General features: G+C 68.9%; 15 protein-coding genes. 4 read left to right on the forward strand and 11 right to left on the reverse strand.

The window, feature by feature from the left end:
• Window positions 1–13: 13 nt before the first annotated feature.
• The 4 genes from OHA03_RS14385 to OHA03_RS14400 all read right to left on the reverse strand — a co-directional run bounded on the left by OHA03_RS14385 (window position 14) and on the right by OHA03_RS14400 (window position 4,494).
• Window positions 14–484: a PPOX class F420-dependent oxidoreductase gene (locus tag OHA03_RS14385; RefSeq protein ID WP_267004258.1), complete on the reverse strand. Its 471-nt coding sequence runs from the start codon at window positions 482–484 to the stop codon at window positions 14–16.
• A gap of 9 nt (window positions 485–493) precedes the next feature.
• The gene (locus OHA03_RS14390; protein ID WP_267004259.1) at window positions 494–1,309 is read right to left on the reverse strand and encodes a YceI family protein; all 816 of its coding nucleotides are present in this window, start codon (window positions 1,307–1,309) and stop codon (window positions 494–496) included.
• Window positions 1,310–1,465: 156 nt separating this feature from the next.
• Window positions 1,466–3,949, reverse strand: a complete 2,484-nt coding sequence (locus tag OHA03_RS14395) for an MFS transporter (RefSeq protein WP_267004260.1) — start codon at window positions 3,947–3,949, stop codon at window positions 1,466–1,468.
• Between the two features lie 23 nt (window positions 3,950–3,972).
• On the reverse strand, window positions 3,973–4,494 hold the full coding sequence (locus OHA03_RS14400; protein ID WP_267004261.1) for a MarR family winged helix-turn-helix transcriptional regulator: 522 nt from the start codon (window positions 4,492–4,494) through the stop codon (window positions 3,973–3,975).
• A 275-nt stretch (window positions 4,495–4,769) separates the two neighbouring features.
• On the opposite strand from OHA03_RS14400, the gene OHA03_RS14405 reads away from it, so the two are divergent.
• Window positions 4,770–4,979, forward strand: coding sequence for a hypothetical protein (locus tag OHA03_RS14405; protein ID WP_267004262.1), 210 nt, complete (start codon window positions 4,770–4,772; stop codon window positions 4,977–4,979).
• 23 nt (window positions 4,980–5,002) lie between these two features.
• Here OHA03_RS14405 and OHA03_RS14410 read toward each other — a convergent pair whose 3' ends face one another.
• From OHA03_RS14410 to OHA03_RS14435, 6 genes are all read right to left on the reverse strand, one after another.
• Window positions 5,003–5,836, reverse strand: coding sequence for a hypothetical protein (locus OHA03_RS14410; RefSeq protein ID WP_267004263.1), 834 nt, complete (start codon window positions 5,834–5,836; stop codon window positions 5,003–5,005).
• Window positions 5,837–5,913: 77 nt separating this feature from the next.
• Complete coding sequence (locus tag OHA03_RS14415) at window positions 5,914–6,783, reverse strand: RNA polymerase sigma factor SigF (protein ID WP_267004264.1); 870 nt, start codon at window positions 6,781–6,783, stop codon at window positions 5,914–5,916.
• A gap of 235 nt (window positions 6,784–7,018) precedes the next feature.
• The gene (locus tag OHA03_RS14420) at window positions 7,019–7,861 is read right to left on the reverse strand and encodes an RNA polymerase sigma factor SigF (RefSeq protein WP_030973929.1); all 843 of its coding nucleotides are present in this window, start codon (window positions 7,859–7,861) and stop codon (window positions 7,019–7,021) included.
• Window positions 7,862–8,069: 208 nt separating this feature from the next.
• A complete protein-coding gene (locus OHA03_RS14425) occupies window positions 8,070–8,363 on the reverse strand; it encodes a Dabb family protein (RefSeq protein WP_267004265.1) in 294 nt (97 codons plus the stop codon).
• A 10-nt stretch (window positions 8,364–8,373) separates the two neighbouring features.
• On the reverse strand, window positions 8,374–8,538 hold the full coding sequence (locus OHA03_RS14430; RefSeq protein ID WP_267004266.1) for a hypothetical protein: 165 nt from the start codon (window positions 8,536–8,538) through the stop codon (window positions 8,374–8,376).
• A gap of 200 nt (window positions 8,539–8,738) precedes the next feature.
• On the reverse strand, window positions 8,739–9,305 hold the full coding sequence (locus tag OHA03_RS14435; RefSeq protein ID WP_267004267.1) for a nucleoside deaminase: 567 nt from the start codon (window positions 9,303–9,305) through the stop codon (window positions 8,739–8,741).
• 107 nt (window positions 9,306–9,412) lie between these two features.
• Between OHA03_RS14435 and OHA03_RS14440 the strand changes: the two genes are divergently transcribed.
• Both OHA03_RS14440 and OHA03_RS14445 read left to right on the forward strand, forming a co-directional pair.
• On the forward strand, window positions 9,413–10,390 hold the full coding sequence (locus OHA03_RS14440) for an antibiotic biosynthesis monooxygenase (protein ID WP_267004268.1): 978 nt from the start codon (window positions 9,413–9,415) through the stop codon (window positions 10,388–10,390).
• Between the two features lie 42 nt (window positions 10,391–10,432).
• Complete coding sequence (locus tag OHA03_RS14445) at window positions 10,433–11,842, forward strand: FAD-binding oxidoreductase (RefSeq protein WP_267004269.1); 1,410 nt, start codon at window positions 10,433–10,435, stop codon at window positions 11,840–11,842.
• Between the two features lie 466 nt (window positions 11,843–12,308).
• Here the strand turns inward: OHA03_RS14445 and OHA03_RS14450 are convergent, their stop codons facing one another.
• On the reverse strand, window positions 12,309–13,793 hold the full coding sequence (locus OHA03_RS14450; RefSeq protein WP_267004270.1) for an FG-GAP-like repeat-containing protein: 1,485 nt from the start codon (window positions 13,791–13,793) through the stop codon (window positions 12,309–12,311).
• Window positions 13,794–14,040: 247 nt separating this feature from the next.
• Here OHA03_RS14450 and OHA03_RS14455 point away from each other — a divergent pair, with 247 nt between their 5' ends.
• Complete coding sequence (locus OHA03_RS14455; protein WP_267004271.1) at window positions 14,041–14,385, forward strand: HIT family protein; 345 nt, start codon at window positions 14,041–14,043, stop codon at window positions 14,383–14,385.
• The last annotated feature ends 35 nt before the right edge of the window (window positions 14,386–14,420 follow it).

The following is a 14,420-nucleotide window of genomic DNA, read 5'->3' on the forward strand; positions in this document are numbered from 1 at the left end:
CCCGGAGCAGCGGTCAGTTGCCGGGCGCCAGGTGGGCGGGGAAACCGCCCGTAGCGATGGGCCCCCACCGCTCCGGAGTGATCCGGATGATCGACTTGCCCTGCTTCACCATCGCCGCCCGGTACTCGTCCCAGTCCGGATGCTCCCCCGAGATGTTCCGGAAGTACTCGACGAGCGGCTCGACCGAGTCGGGCGCATCGACCACCTCGGCCGAGCCGTCGATCTGCACCCACGCCCCGTCCCAGTCGTCCGACAGGACGATCACGCTGACGCGCTCGTCCCGCTTCGCGTTACGGGTCTTGGCCCGTTCGGGGTACGTCGAGACGACGATCCGGCCCGAGTCGTCGACGCCGCAGGTCAGCGGCGAGCCCTGGGGGCGGCCGTCGGACCGGGTGGTCAGCAGGATCGCCCGGTGCCGGGGCCGTACGAACGCCAGCAACTCGTCGAGCTCCACGGCGGTGTTGGTCGCGATGTTGGGTGCCATGTCCGCAGACTACGACGGCAGGGAGTCACCCTGCACGGCCTGGATGTCGAGCTCGATCCGGAGCGTCGTGCCGATCGCCGAGATGCCGGCCTGGACCACCTGGTTGTAGTTCATGGCGAAGTCGTCGCGGCGCAGCTCGGCCGTGGCGCTGAACGCCGCGCGCGTCCCGCCCCACGGGTCGGGCCCGGTACCGAGGTAGCTCAGGTTCAGGTCGACGCTCCGCGCGACACCGTGCATCGTCAGCTCGCCGTGCACGGTCCAGCGGTCGGGACCGGCCGGTTCCAGCCCGTGGGAGCGGTACGTGATCTCCGGGAACCGGTCCGAGTCGAGGAAGTCCGCCGACCGCAGGTGCTTGTCCCGCATGTCGTTGCCGGTGTCGATGCTGGCCGCGCTGATGACGGCGTCGACCCGGGACCGGTGGAGCTCCTCGGCGATCTCGATCCGGCCGCTGAACTCGGTGAACCGGCCGTGCACGCTGGAGATCCCCAGGTGCTGCGCGACCGCGCCCACCGAGGAGTGCGCCGGGTCCAGCGACCAGGCGCCCGGCGGCGGCAACTCCACGCCGCCCTGGCGGGCCAGCACCACCGTGCCGGCCTCGACCCGGCCGCTCGCCGTGACGAGGGCGGTCGACGCGGCCGGCGCGTACCCGACCGCGGTCACGATCACCGTGTACGCGCCGGCGGGCAGCAGCGCGTCGGTCCGAACCGCCCCGTCCTCGTCGGCCGCGGCTCGCAGCACCTGGGTGCCGGTCATGTCGGTCACCGTCACGACCGCGTGCTGGACGGCCCAGCCGTCCCGCGTCCGTACCTGTGCGCGAAGTGCCATCCCGTTTCTCTCCTTGCTCCATGACTCAATGAGTCGGGCCCCGGGGCGGGGACGGCAGGCCGTCCCCTGCCTGCCGTCCCCACCACCGGGGCCCATTTCCACCGGGGGCAGCCTCTCCGCTCGAAGAGCTGTCCACCAGGGGTCTGTGTTACTCGGTCACTCGCCGGGGTGGGCGAGCTCGATGTCGTGGCCGTCGACCCCGCGACCGGCCACGGTCAGCGCGCCGGCCACCGGCGGGTATCCGGTTGCGATGACCGAGTACTCGCCCGCGTCCAGGTCGGCGAAGGCGTACGCCCCGTCCTCCCCGGTCGTCGAGGTGGCGACCACGTTGCCCGCCGCGTCGACCAGCGTGACGCGCGCGTCCGGCAGCGGCCGCAGCGCGGCACCGGCCCGCACGACACCCTGGACCAGCGCACCGGACTGCAGTGCGGCGTCGATCCGGGTGACTCCCTGGCCGCCGATCTCCACCGGCAGCGCCAGCGGACGGTATCCGGCGGCGTTCACCGCGACGGTCACCGCACCGGGCACCAGCTCGGCGAAGGTGAACTCGCCGTTCTCGGTGGACTTGCCGGTGGCCAGCACATCGCCGCGCACATCGGTCACGATGACCATGGCGCCGTCGACCGGAGCGCCGCTCTCGGCGGCCCGCACGGTCCCGGCCAGGCCACTCGTACCGACGAGCAGGATGTCGTACGACAGCTGCTCGTCGCCGACGACCACGGTGGACGCCTGCGGCTGGAATCCGTCGGCGGACGCGATCAGGACGTAGCTGCCGGAGCCCGGCGCCTGCACGCCGTAGCTGCCGTCGGCCTGGGCGACGGAGCGCCCCAGCTGCCGGCCGCCCAGCGAGATCAGCGTGACGGCGGCACCGGCCACGGGTACGCCCTCGGCGCCCCGCACCACACCGCGCACCGCCGTGCCCGGCACGGTTGCTGCCGGAGCTTCGAGCGTGTCGACCGAGGTGACCCCGGCCGCGCCTTCGGCGACGAGCGCGGCGGCACCGGACGGGACCTCGGCGAGGACCGCGGCAGGAACCTCGGCCTCCGCCGGGGCGTCGTTCGCGGCGTTCGTCTTCAGCGCGACCTCCTTGATGAAGATCGTGATCAGGAAGGCGATCAGCGCGGCCGGAGCGGCGTACAGGAAGACATCGCCGACACCGTGCCCGTAGGCGCTCTCCACGACCGTGCGGAACGGTGCGGGCAGCTTGTCCAGGTCGGGGATGCCCCCGCCGCCGGTACCGCCGTGGCCCAGGGCCGCGCCCTTCGGACCGAGGTCCGCGAGGCCGTCCTTGACGTACTGGGTGACGCGGTTCCCCAGGACGGCGCCCAGCGCCGAGACGCCGATCGCACCGCCGAGGGAACGGAAGAAGGTGACGACGGAGCTGGCCGAGCCGAGGTCGGACGGGGCGACCTGGTTCTGCGTGGCGAGCACCAGGTTCTGCATCATCATGCCGATGCCGAGACCCATCACGAACATGAAGATCGCGATGTGCCAGTACGTCGTGTCGTACCTGATGGTGCCGAGCATCCCGAGCCCGGCGGTGACCAGGAAGCCACCGCTGACCAGCCAGGCCTTCCAGCGGCCGGTCTTGGTGATGATCTGGCCGGAGATGGTCGACGAGAGGAACAGACCCGTGATCATCGGGATCGTCATGACGCCGGACATCGTCGGCGACTTGCCGCGCGCCAGCTGGAAGTACTGGCTGAAGAAGACGGTGCCCGCGAACATCGCGATACCGACGAACAGCGAGGCGACCGAGGCCAGCGTGATGGTGCGGTTACGGAAGAGGCGCAGCGGGATGATCGGCTCGCTGGCCCGGGACTCCGTGAAGACGAAGAGAGCGGCGAGCACCGCGGAGCCGGCCAGCATCGCGGCGGTCTGCCAGGACATCCAGTCGTACTTGTCGCCCGCGAAGGTCACCCAGAGCAGCAGCAGCGAGACGGCGGCGCTGATGAAGAACGCACCCGTCCAGTCGACCTTGACCTCGCGCTTGACGACCGGGAGCTTCAGGGTCTTCTGGAGCACGATCAGTGCGATGACCGCGAACGGCACACCGACGTAGAAGCACCAGCGCCAGCCCATCCAGCTGGTGTCGGTGATGACACCGCCGAGCAGCGGGCCACCGACGGTGGCGACGGCGAAGACCGCGCCGAGGTAGCCGCTGTAGCGACCGCGCTCACGCGGGGCGATCATCGCGGCCATCACGATCTGGGCGAGGGCGGAGAGACCGCCGACGCCGATGCCCTGCACGACACGGCAGGCGATGAGCATGCCGCTGCTGGTCGACAGACCGGCCACGACCGAGCCCGCGACGTAGATGATCAGCGCTATCTGGACCAGCAGCTTCTTGCTGAACAGGTCGGAGAGCTTGCCCCACAGAGGCGTGGTGGCCGTCATCGCGAGCAGCGAGGCCGTGACGACCCAGGTGTACGCGGACTGGCCGCCACCGAGGTCCGAGATGATCTCGGGAAGAGCGTTGGAGACGACGGTCGACGACAGGATCGCGACAAACATGCCGAGCAGCAGCCCGGTCAGTGCTTCCATGATCTGCCGGTGTGTCATCGGCGCGCCGTCGGAGGAACTGATTCCCCCGTGCTTGGCGTGGCCGCCCCGCACACCGGTGGGTGTGGTCGTAGCCATTGAGTTCCTTGTCTTTGCTTCTGTTACACGGGTGTACGGGTGTACAAGTCGTCGTCGCTGTCGGCGGGCCGCAGACGGCACTCGTCGCTGTGCTTTCCGGGGGCGCACCCGCCGGAGCCGCGACGGGCGAAACTGTCGCGCAGCCGGGCCAGCAGCGTGGTGAGCTGTCCGACGTCGTCGTCGGACCATTCCTGAAGGTGATGGGCGAACATGTCGGTGACCCGCAGGTTCAGATCGACGAGTACGTCGTCTCCCGCGGGGGTCAGCCGCAGGATGCGGGACCGCTTGTCCGCCGGGTCAGGAGACCGTTCTATCCAGCCGCGCTCGGCCACATGGGCGACATGTCGGCTGGTCACCGACATATCGACGGCCAGCAGCTCGGCCAGTCTGCTGATCCGCATCTCGCCGTGCTGATCGAGGAGGGCCAGCACGGCGGCGGATCCGCCAGGACATTCAGCAGGCAGGGCGCGGGCGAGTCCGCGTTTGACGGCTCCGACGGCGCTGAGTTGCCGGGCCAGTTCTTCGTACTGACTCCGTGCGGCCACGGGACCCCCAGACTGTTCCACTGCATGTTGTTGCTTAGGGCAACCATAAAACCCGTTGGTTGCTGCAGGCAAACGAAAACGGCCTTGCATAAGTAAAGGAACGCAAAAGGCTGCGTAGGGACCGGGTCAAACGCCCAGCGTGCGCCCGGCGCACTTCGCGGCCGTGTGCATCGCGCCACAGCCCGCAGCGGTTCACGGGTTCTCCGTCTCCGGCGCGGGGCCTTCACCGACCCGGGGGTTGGGCCGCACCCCCGAGTTCGCTAGGGTCCTGGCCCATGGCACACAACCCCCATGCCCCCCAGGGCCCCGAGGGCAACTACGACCCGGCGGGCAGCACTCAGATGTTCCGCGCCTTCGTCGACGAGGGCGAGCCGCAGCGCCGGCAGCAGCCGGCCGCGTCGTCCGGACCGAAGACCGGGGTGATCGTCGCCGTCGTCGCGGTGGTTGTCATCCTCGGTGCGATCGCCTGGCTCGCGCTCGGCTGACCTGGCTCCGCTCTCTCCATCCGTCACTTCCAGACGGCGGTGACGTCCCGGGTCTCGATATGCATGCCCAGGGGCACCCGCCAGGCGTCCACACAGACGGTGTACGTCTTCTTCCGCGCCGCTCCCGCGTCGATCGGCGCGGGCAGCGGCGCTGTCGATTCGATGGTCGCCCAGTCGATTCCCAGCGCGCCGATGATGTGCGTGGCGAAGGTGACCGTTCCCGAACGGACCGGTGAGCCACCGGTATTGCGGAACTCGACGGTCACCTTCTCGCACCAGCGGTCATCGGCCGCCGCCCGCTCGGGTGCGCTCAGCGTGAGTACGGCAGGCCCGGCGGGTGCGGTGGACCCTGGTGCGGACGGGGTGGAGGGGCCCTGCGGGACACCTCCCGTGCCGACGGAGCCGGTGCCACCGGCGCCGTCGGCGCTCCCCGTGCCGCCGGTGTGGTCGCTGCTCGAGCTGCTTGCGGAGCCCGTGGTGCCACCGGTGACGGCGCCGGACGAGCCGGGCGACTGCGTGCCGCGGCCCGCGCCGTCCCCCGTAGCGCCCGCCCCGCCCGGGGCGCCGCTCTGCGCGGAGGAGCCCGGCTTCGGCTCCGCGCCTTCTCCGGCGTCACCGCCTCCGCCGTCGCCCCCGGCGCCGTCCAGCGGGATCAGCGTCACCTTCCCCGAGGGGGCCACCGCCCCCGTCGGTGCCTTCTCCGGCCCCGTACCCGCCGCGCCGACCGCCACATAGCCGTCGTCCCCGCCCGTCCCCGCGCCACAGGCGGCGAGCACGCCGCCCAGGCACAGCACGGCCGCCGAGGCAGCGAACACTGTGCCCCGGCGGCCGGTCGAGCCCCACGTCTGACGTCGCATCGCGCCAGTGTGGCTGACGGTCCGTCAATTCGGAACCCTCGTGCCCCAGTACGGCGTTCGGCGGCGCCCGGCCCCGGTCAGTCGGCGATGAGTCCTTCCCGAAGCTGTGCGAGCGTCCGGGTGAGCAGCCGCGAGACATGCATCTGCGAGATGCCGACCTCCTCGCCGATCTGTGACTGGGTCATGTTGGCGAAGAACCGCAGCATGATGATCTGCCGCTCCCGGGGCGGGAGTTTGGCCAGCAGCGGCTTCAGCGACTCGCGGTACTCGACGCCCTCCAGCGCCGAGTCCTCGTAACCGAGCCGGTCCGCGAGGGAACCCTCGCCGCCGTCGTCCTCGGGAGAGGGCGAGTCCAGCGAGGACGCGGTGTACGCGTTGCCGACGGCCAGGCCGTCGACCACGTCCTCCTCGGAGACCCCGAGCGCCACCGCGAGCTCCGGCACGGTCGGCGAGCGGTCGAGCTTCTGGGCCAGCTCGTCGCTGGTCCTGGTCAGCGCGAGCCGCAGCTCCTGGAGCCGGCGCGGTACCCGCACCGACCAGGAGGTGTCGCGGAAGAAGCGCTTGATCTCGCCGACGACGGTGGGCATCGCGAACGTCGGGAACTCCACGCCCCGCTCGCAGTCGAACCGGTCGATCGCCTTGATCAGGCCGATCGTCCCGACCTGGACGATGTCCTCCATCGGTTCGTTACGGCTCCGGAACCGCGCCGCCGCGTAACGCACGAGCGGGAGGTTGAGCTCGATGAGTGTGTCCCGTACGTAGGCACGCTCCGGGCTGTCGTCCGGTCCGTCGGGACCCGGTGCGGGCCCCAGGGCGGCGAGCCGCTGGAACAGGGAGCGGGACAGAGTGCGGGTGTCGATGGCTTCCGACGAGCTGGTGAGCACAACGGGTGCGGGTGCGCTCTTCGTGAGCGTGAGCACCTTCGAGCTGCCCTGTTCTGCGGACATGCCACCCCCTTGAGGTCGCGGACGGTCGCGTTGAGCCGCGACCATCGGAGGAACGCAGCCTCCACCTGAATACCGGAGGCGGGGCTGCGGCAAACGCGGTTCACGCAGAATGTCACATGTCGGCAACACGCTGTAGTGACATGTCGACAAGTCAAGGTGGAGTATGCGCAGTTAACGGGGGGTCTGGGGCATTCGGGCGTTCCGGGGCGAGCTTCGGATGATCTACCCGATCCGGTTACGCCTCGATCCTATTTGCGGATCTGAGACGCGCGAAGCTTCTCGCCAGGAGTCTTGACACATGCATCTGGGAGACGCCCAGTTCGGCGCTGATCTGCGACTGTGTCAGATTGCTGTAGTAGCGCAGCAGCAGGATCCGCTGCTCGCGTTCGGGCAGCTGGACGAGCAGATGCCGGACCAGGTCGCGGTGTTCGACCCCGGCGAGTGCGGGGTCCTCGTAGCCGAGCCGGTCGAGCAGTCCGGGCAGCCCGTCGCCCTCCTGGGCCGCTTCCAGAGAGGTCGCGTGATAGGAGCGGCCGGCCTCGATGCAGGCCAGCACCTCCTCCTCGGAGATCTTCAGTCGTTCGGCGATCTCGGCGGTGGTGGGCGAGCGACCGTGCGCCGTCGTCAGGTCCTCGGTGGCGCCGGTGACCTGGACCCAGAGCTCGTGCAGCCGCCGCGGTACGTGGACGGTCCGCACGTTGTCCCGGAAGTACCGCTTGATCTCGCCGACGACGGTGGGCATGGCGAAGGTGGGGAACTGCACGCCGCGCTCGGGGTCGAACCGGTCGATGGCGTTGATCAGACCGATCGTGCCGACCTGGACGACGTCCTCCATCGGTTCGTTGCGGCTCCGGAAGCGCGCAGCGGCGTACCGGACGAGGGGGAGGTTCGCCTCGATGAGAGCCGCCCGCACCCTGCCGTGCTCCGGAGTTCCCGGTTCCAGCTGCTTGAGCTCCCCGAAGAGGACCTGGGTGAGTGCCCTGGTGTCCGCACCCCGGGTCCTGGCGGGCGTCGTGCTGTCGGGCGTCTCCGTCTGGACGGTCTGGGGAGGCACTTGAGGCGCTGTACTGGCCGGCACGATACGCCACCCCTTTGCGGTCAACTTCGGTCAACTCATCCGTCAAAAGCGGTCATAGCATCACAAGACATGTCCACTGTGTGCAAGCACCGCGTAGTGCCGTGTTGGGGTCAAGTTGGTTTAAACAAGAGGAAAAGCCCCTCACCGGATCGGTGGGGGGCTTACGCGCTCCTGGACCGAGAGGTCCGGAACGTCGGAACCGAGGGGGTCAGAACGGATAGTCGGCGATCACCCAGGTGGCGAAGGCCCGCCACTGTCCGGCGGCGGCCTGATGGGCCGGGTGCTCGATGTAGCGCTTCAGCGCGTCCTCGTCGGCGACCGTGGAGTTGATGGCGAAGTCGTAGGCGATCGGCCGGTCGGTGATGTTCCAGGCGCACTCCCAGAACTCCAGCTCGGGGATCTTTCCCGCCAGCTCCTGGAACGCCTTCGCCCCGGCGACGACCTGCGGATCGTCGCGCCTCACGCCGTCGTTCAGCTTGAACAGGACCAGGTGGCGGATCATGGGGGTACTCCTACTTCACGAGCTCGGACATGAAATCGCCGACGCCCTGTGCGGCACTCGAAACGCCCTCGAACCCTACCTGGACAAGATCCGCGGCCCGTTCCGGGGACGTGATGATCGTGTAAAGCACGAAGACGACAACCATGTAGAGCGCGATCTTCTTCGTTTGCACCATCAGCCCCTGCCACCCCATTCGATCCCCTGTGCAGTCGGACGATTCTATCCGCACAGATGGCCGTATCCGGTGGGGGTTTCCGGCGGGGTTTGCGATGGGCTTTCCGATCCGGCGCCTCGCGCACTTCTGTCAGGGGGGATGCCTCTTCGGCCCGCTCCGCCGTGCACACTCGCGGCGTGGATCTCCGGGCCCGGCCGACTTCAGTACGCGTGCCGGTCCGGCTTGCTCATCCATGAGTCGTAGGCCTGGGCGCCGATTTCGGGGTAAACCTGTTCGATCCTGATCCTGCGTTGGTCGAGCGGCTTCTTGAAGTCCTCGTACTGGTAGGCGTCGTCGAAGCCGATCCGGGCGGTGTCGTCCAGGTCGCAGCTGAAGTACACCGCATCGATCCGCGACCAGTAGATGGCGCTCATGCACATCGGACAGGGGGCACCGCTGATGTAGATCGAGCAGCCTTGGAGCATCCGGGCGCGCTCGGGCACGGGATCGGGTGACCCGTCAGGACGGGGCACGTACTCCAGAGTGCTCTCGTTCTGGTGTTCTTCGGAGATCGACGGAGCCTCGGGGTTGAGTTGCTGCACGGCCTTGCGGATCGTTTCGATCTCGGCGTGGGCCGTGGGGTCGCCGGTGAGGAGCACCCGGTTCTGCCCACGGGCGATGATGTCGCCGTTGCGGGTGATCACCGCGCCGAAGGGTCCGCCCCAGCCGTTCTCCACCGACTCGGTGGCCAGTCGGACCGCTTCGGTGATGAGCTCTTTGTGTTCCATCTGGGTCTCCGATCGACATCGATGCCCTTGGCGAAACCAACGCATGGAGAGGGGCAATCAAATGTCTGATTTGCCCCTAAAATAACGCATACATTAAGCTACTGCAGGTGAGCCCCCGTGCAAGCCGTGAGCCGCCGGCAGAGAACGCCACCGTGGTGACCACGCAGAAGGTGTGCGCGGGTCGCGCCGACGACTATCAGCGCTGGCAGCACAGGATGAACGAAGCGGCCCGCGAATTCGACGGGTTCGAGGCTGTCGAGGTGTACCCGCCCGCGGCAGGCGACGAGAACGAATGGGTGGCGGTCTTCCGTTTCGCCGGTGTCGACCACCTGACGGCCTGGCTGGATTCCGGCAGACGGCAGGAGTTGCTCGACGAAGGGCAGGAATTCTTCGAGGGATCTCCGACGCAGGAGGTGCTTCGTGGCGGCGCCCCTGCCGAGCAGGCGCCGGAGACGATCACGGCCGTCGTCTCGCACGAGGTGAAGCCCGGGCGGGAGGAGGAATTCCTGCGCTGGCAGGAGAAGGCCTTCAAGGCACAGGCGAAGTCACCCGGATTCATGGGCTCCGAGCTGTTCAGGCCCGTGAAGGGCGTGCAGGAGCACTGGGTCGCCGTCTTCCGGTTCGACTCCCGCGAGCACCTCGACGACTGGCTCGCCTCCGATGTCCGCCAGACACTGTTGGAGGAGGGCCGCGCCTATTTCGCCTCCTACGACGTACGCAAGGTCCGCTCGGCGTTCAGCGGTTGGTTCCGGTTCGGCGAAGGCAAGCAGGACAGTGCACCGCCCAACTGGAAGCAGGCCATGACCGTGCTCCTGGCCCTCTATCCCACGGTGATGATCCTGAACCTGACCGAGGGGCGCTGGCTGGGCAAGCTCGGCGTCCCCGGATACATCGGCCTCTTCATCGGGAACATGCTGAGCGTCAGTGCGCTGACCTGGCTGCTGATGCCTCTGGTGAACAAGGCACTCGCCTTCTGGCTGGTGCCCAGCCGCGCAACCACCTACCGCGTGCACCTGACCGGTGCCGCGGCAGTGGTGCTCTGCTACGTACTGGTCCTCGTCATCTTCGGCCTGACCACCCACTGACCGATCACCAGTCGGCGGCAGCCGTGACGCGAGGAGGTCGTGATGCCCGAACGGACGCACGCAGGACCCTTCGAGGGGACCCTGATCCGACGGGGCGACCCCGGCTACGACCGTGCCCGTGCCGACGCGGTGTGGAACGGGCTGACGCCGGAACGGTTTCCTGAGGTCATCCTGCAGGGCGCCGCAGAGCGGGACATCCCCTTGGCCCTGGCCTGGGCACGCGCCCAGGGGCTGCGCGTCTCCACGCGCTCCGGCGGGCACAACTGGTCAGGTTCCCAACTCCGCGACGGGGGCCTGCTGATCGACCTGTCACGGCTGCGGCACTGCGGCGTCGACCCGGTGTCGGAGACGGCCGAGGTGGGGCCCGCAGTCACCGGGATGGATCTGGTCGAGGCCCTCGCCCCGCATGACCTGGCCTTTCCCGTGGGGCACTGCCCCTCCGTCGCGGTGGGCGGCTATCTGCTGAGCGGCGGACTCGGCTGGAACTCCCGTGCGTGGGGACCGGCATGTGCCGACGTCCTGGAGATCCGGGCTGTCACCGCCGACGGCCGGACGGTCGTCTGCAGCGAGACCGAGAACGCCGACCTCTTCTGGGCCGCGCGCGGCGCGGGGCCGGGTTTCTTCGCCGTCGTCACCCACTTCCGGCTCGGTCTGCACCCTCACCCCGCGGCAATCACGACCACCGGCCTCACCTTCCCGCTGGCCGACGTCGAGCGCGTGACGGGCTGGGCCGTCCGGACCGCACGTGACCTGCCGTCGAACGTCGAGACGGCTCTCGTCCTGGCAGCCTCCGGCGAGGCGACGGCCACGGCCCCGCCGGGGCCGCGGATCACCGTCGGTGCCACTGCTTTCGCTGCGACGCGGGACGAGGCGCTCGCTGCTCTCGAACCGCTGGGCGCCTGTCCGTTCGCCGAGCAAGCCCTGTCCCGGCAGCAACCCGAGCCGACATCTTTCGCGGCACTGCACGACGGCGCCGGTCGGGCGTGGCCGCCGGCGCATCGCTACGCGGCGGACACGCTGTGGTCGGCGGAGAGCTACGAGACTCTGATGACCCGCATCGCCGGCGTCCTCGCGCGGGCCCCCTCCGGCAAGTCCCTGGTGCTCGCGCCCGTGCAGCCGGTCTCCCCGGACCCGGCGCTGCTGCGGAACATGGCCTTCTCGGCGCCCGGCGACTCCTACCTCGCCTGTTACGCGGTCTGGGACGATCCGGCTGCGGACGAGGCGAACACCGGGTGGCTGCGGGAGACGATGGCCGCGGCTGACCCGTCGGGTCGCGGTGGTCACTACATCGCCGAAGCAGATCTGGAAGCCGATGCCGACCGACCCCGGCGCTCGTACGCCGCCGCCGACTGGGTCCGCCTGCAGGAACTCAAGCTCGAGTGGGACCCGGACGACGTCTTCCACTCCTACCTCGCGCCCGTGTCACGGGGCGCCCGGCTCGAGCGTCCTTGATACGGATCCGGCGCCGATCACGGGGTGGGAAACAAAAAACCGCCCCCGACCTGCTTTCGCAGGATCGGAGGCGGTCTTCCGAAGCGGTAGCGGAGGGATTTGAACCCTCGGTGAGTTTCCCCACACTCGCTTTCGAGGTCTGTTCGTGCTGGTCAGGGCGTGATTCGGAGCCGTTCAGCCTCGTTCATTGCCATACTCCGGGCCCATTGCGTGAACCGCTCTGGATGGCGCCGGACGAGAGTGAATGAGACGGAAACTGAGACGGCTCGGTCGCTGTCTCCTGCCGCTCGCCGCACCTGGGGGCGTGGCGGGACCTGGATACGGGGCGTTGGCGTGCCGCCTGCCGCCTGCCGCCTGCCGCCTGCTGCCTGCCGACGCAGGGGCCGGGCCACCGCGGTCCCGTCCGCGGCGGCCCGGCCGAAGGTGAGCGCCGCCTGGTGGCACGCTGCGCTGGGCGTATGCCTGCCTAGTTGGCGACGTGGGGGCTCGTCAGGGCGGCTCCGAAGTATCCGACGGTGTTGCGGACGGTAATACCGGCGCTCTTGCCGCACAGGTTGACCGAACCGCTCAGGACGGGACCGGAGGCCGAGCCGCGGGCGGTCCACAGGCAGCCATCGCTGTTCTCCGTGGATATGCCGACGATCGTCTCGGCCTTGCCGTCCTTGTTGAGGTCGGCAAGGTGGACGGCCGCGCCGAACTGGTCGCCGGCCTCTGCGGTGCCGGGCACGCCCGCCGTGTTCTGGGTGTATCCGGCCGCCTTGGTCGTCGTCAGGCCGGCGGCGGAGCCGCGCAGCAACACGGCCGTGCCTGCGTACTGGAGCGTGCCGATTGCCTCCCCGGGCGAGCCTACGAGGACATCGGCATACCCGTCCGCGTTGACGTCGCCGACACTGAGCGACTGGCCGAACTCGTCGCCATCCTCCGCGGTGCCCGGGACACCCGCTGTGTCCTGGTAGAAGACCTTCGGGTGCTGGTCTGCGGTGATGCCCTGCGCGCTGCCATAGAGGACCTGGATCTCGCCGCCACGGTGCGCCGCGCCGGTCGCGTTCGCAAGCGAGTCGTCTTCCGCGATGCCGGTCACCAGGTCGCCGTACCCGTCGCCGTTGATGTCGCCGATCTGGCCGGCGTGACCGTCGGCGTAGGGGAGTTCGGTGGGCCAGTTGGCGGAATAGTCCGGGCTCGGAGGGCCGTTGTCGACATACACAGATCCGCGGAGGTCGTCGTCCGAAGGCCCGGGCAACCAGAACCGCTCCGCCCTGCCGTCGCCGTTAACGTCACCCATCACCACGCCGCGCGTCTCACCGAAGCGATCGTCCCGGTAGTTGGAGGCTGCCTTGCCGGTGCGGGTGAAGGGGCTGGTGTAGGAGGCGCCCTCGCAGCGCGAGCCGATGCTCACCTCCGGGGCGCCGTCCCCGTTCATGTCGCCTGTGGCCAGAGAATTCCCGAAGCCGCAGTACGTTCTGCCGTCCCCATATCCGGCGGGAGGGGAGATGGTCGCGCCGTCCGACAGCCCACTGGGCCCGCCCCACACGACGGTCACGGAGCCCCGGAGCTCGTTGTCGCCGACCTTCTCGCTCGGGGTGCCGACGAGCAGGTCCGCGTATCCGTCCCGGTCCAGGTCGGCGCTGGCGACCGTAGTACCGAAAGCGTCCCATTCCTCGGGGTCGCCGGGGATCCCGGAGGTCGCCTGCGTGATGACCGTCCGGCGCGTGGCGCTCACCGATGACGCCGACCCGTACATCACGACGACGGCGCCGGCTTCCTCCACACTGCCATTGGCTGCATAGGGCGCGCCCACGGCCAGGTCCCGATAGCCGTCACCGTTGAAGTCGTCCTGGACGGCCGCGGTGTTGGCCCCCTTGTACGGGCTGCTGGCGGAGGCTGTCGTCGGGGTCAGGGTGACGGCGAGGAGAGGGGCGAGCACGGCGGCGGCCGTGGCTGCTCTGTTCAACGGAGCTCCTTGGCGGAAGGACGGGCACTACGGAGGGGGGAATGCCGAACGACGGGAGCGGCGGCGCCCCAGTCACCCCACTGGACACACGAGAGCACCTCAAGGTTGTACGGGTTCCGCTTCCGTCTCAGGAATGCATCCGCTCCGCGTCTCGAAGTGAACCTCTATGGATGGGGCCGGACGGGAATGTGCGAGACGGAAACTGAGACGGAGCCGTGGCCAGTTGGCAATCCGTAGGGTGGCTCGCATGGACGAGCCTGACTGGTACTGCAGCGAGGTCATTCCCCGCACGATCGATATCGACGTGGTGATTGAGACCGAAGAGGTGTTGGCGTTCCGTCCGCCAATTCCCGGTTTCGGGACAGACCATGTGATCGTCGTGCCGAAGCAGCATGTTCGATCCCTGCTGGAGCTGGACGTCGCCGTGGGGGCTCAGCTGCTGGAGGTCGTCCAGTCCGCCGCACGACAGGTAGTCGAACAGCACGGGGGGTGCCAGGTCTTGACCACGCTCGGCAACGAACAGCACAACCGGCATCTCCACCTTCACATCGCTGCCGGAGATGGCGTAGCCCGCTTCGTCCCGCGTGCCTAACTCCGCTGAGTTCCGATAGTCACAACGGGCTGGCC

The organism is Streptomyces sp. NBC_00154 (assembly GCF_026342835.1).
GTDB lineage: Bacteria > Actinomycetota > Actinomycetes > Streptomycetales > Streptomycetaceae > Streptomyces.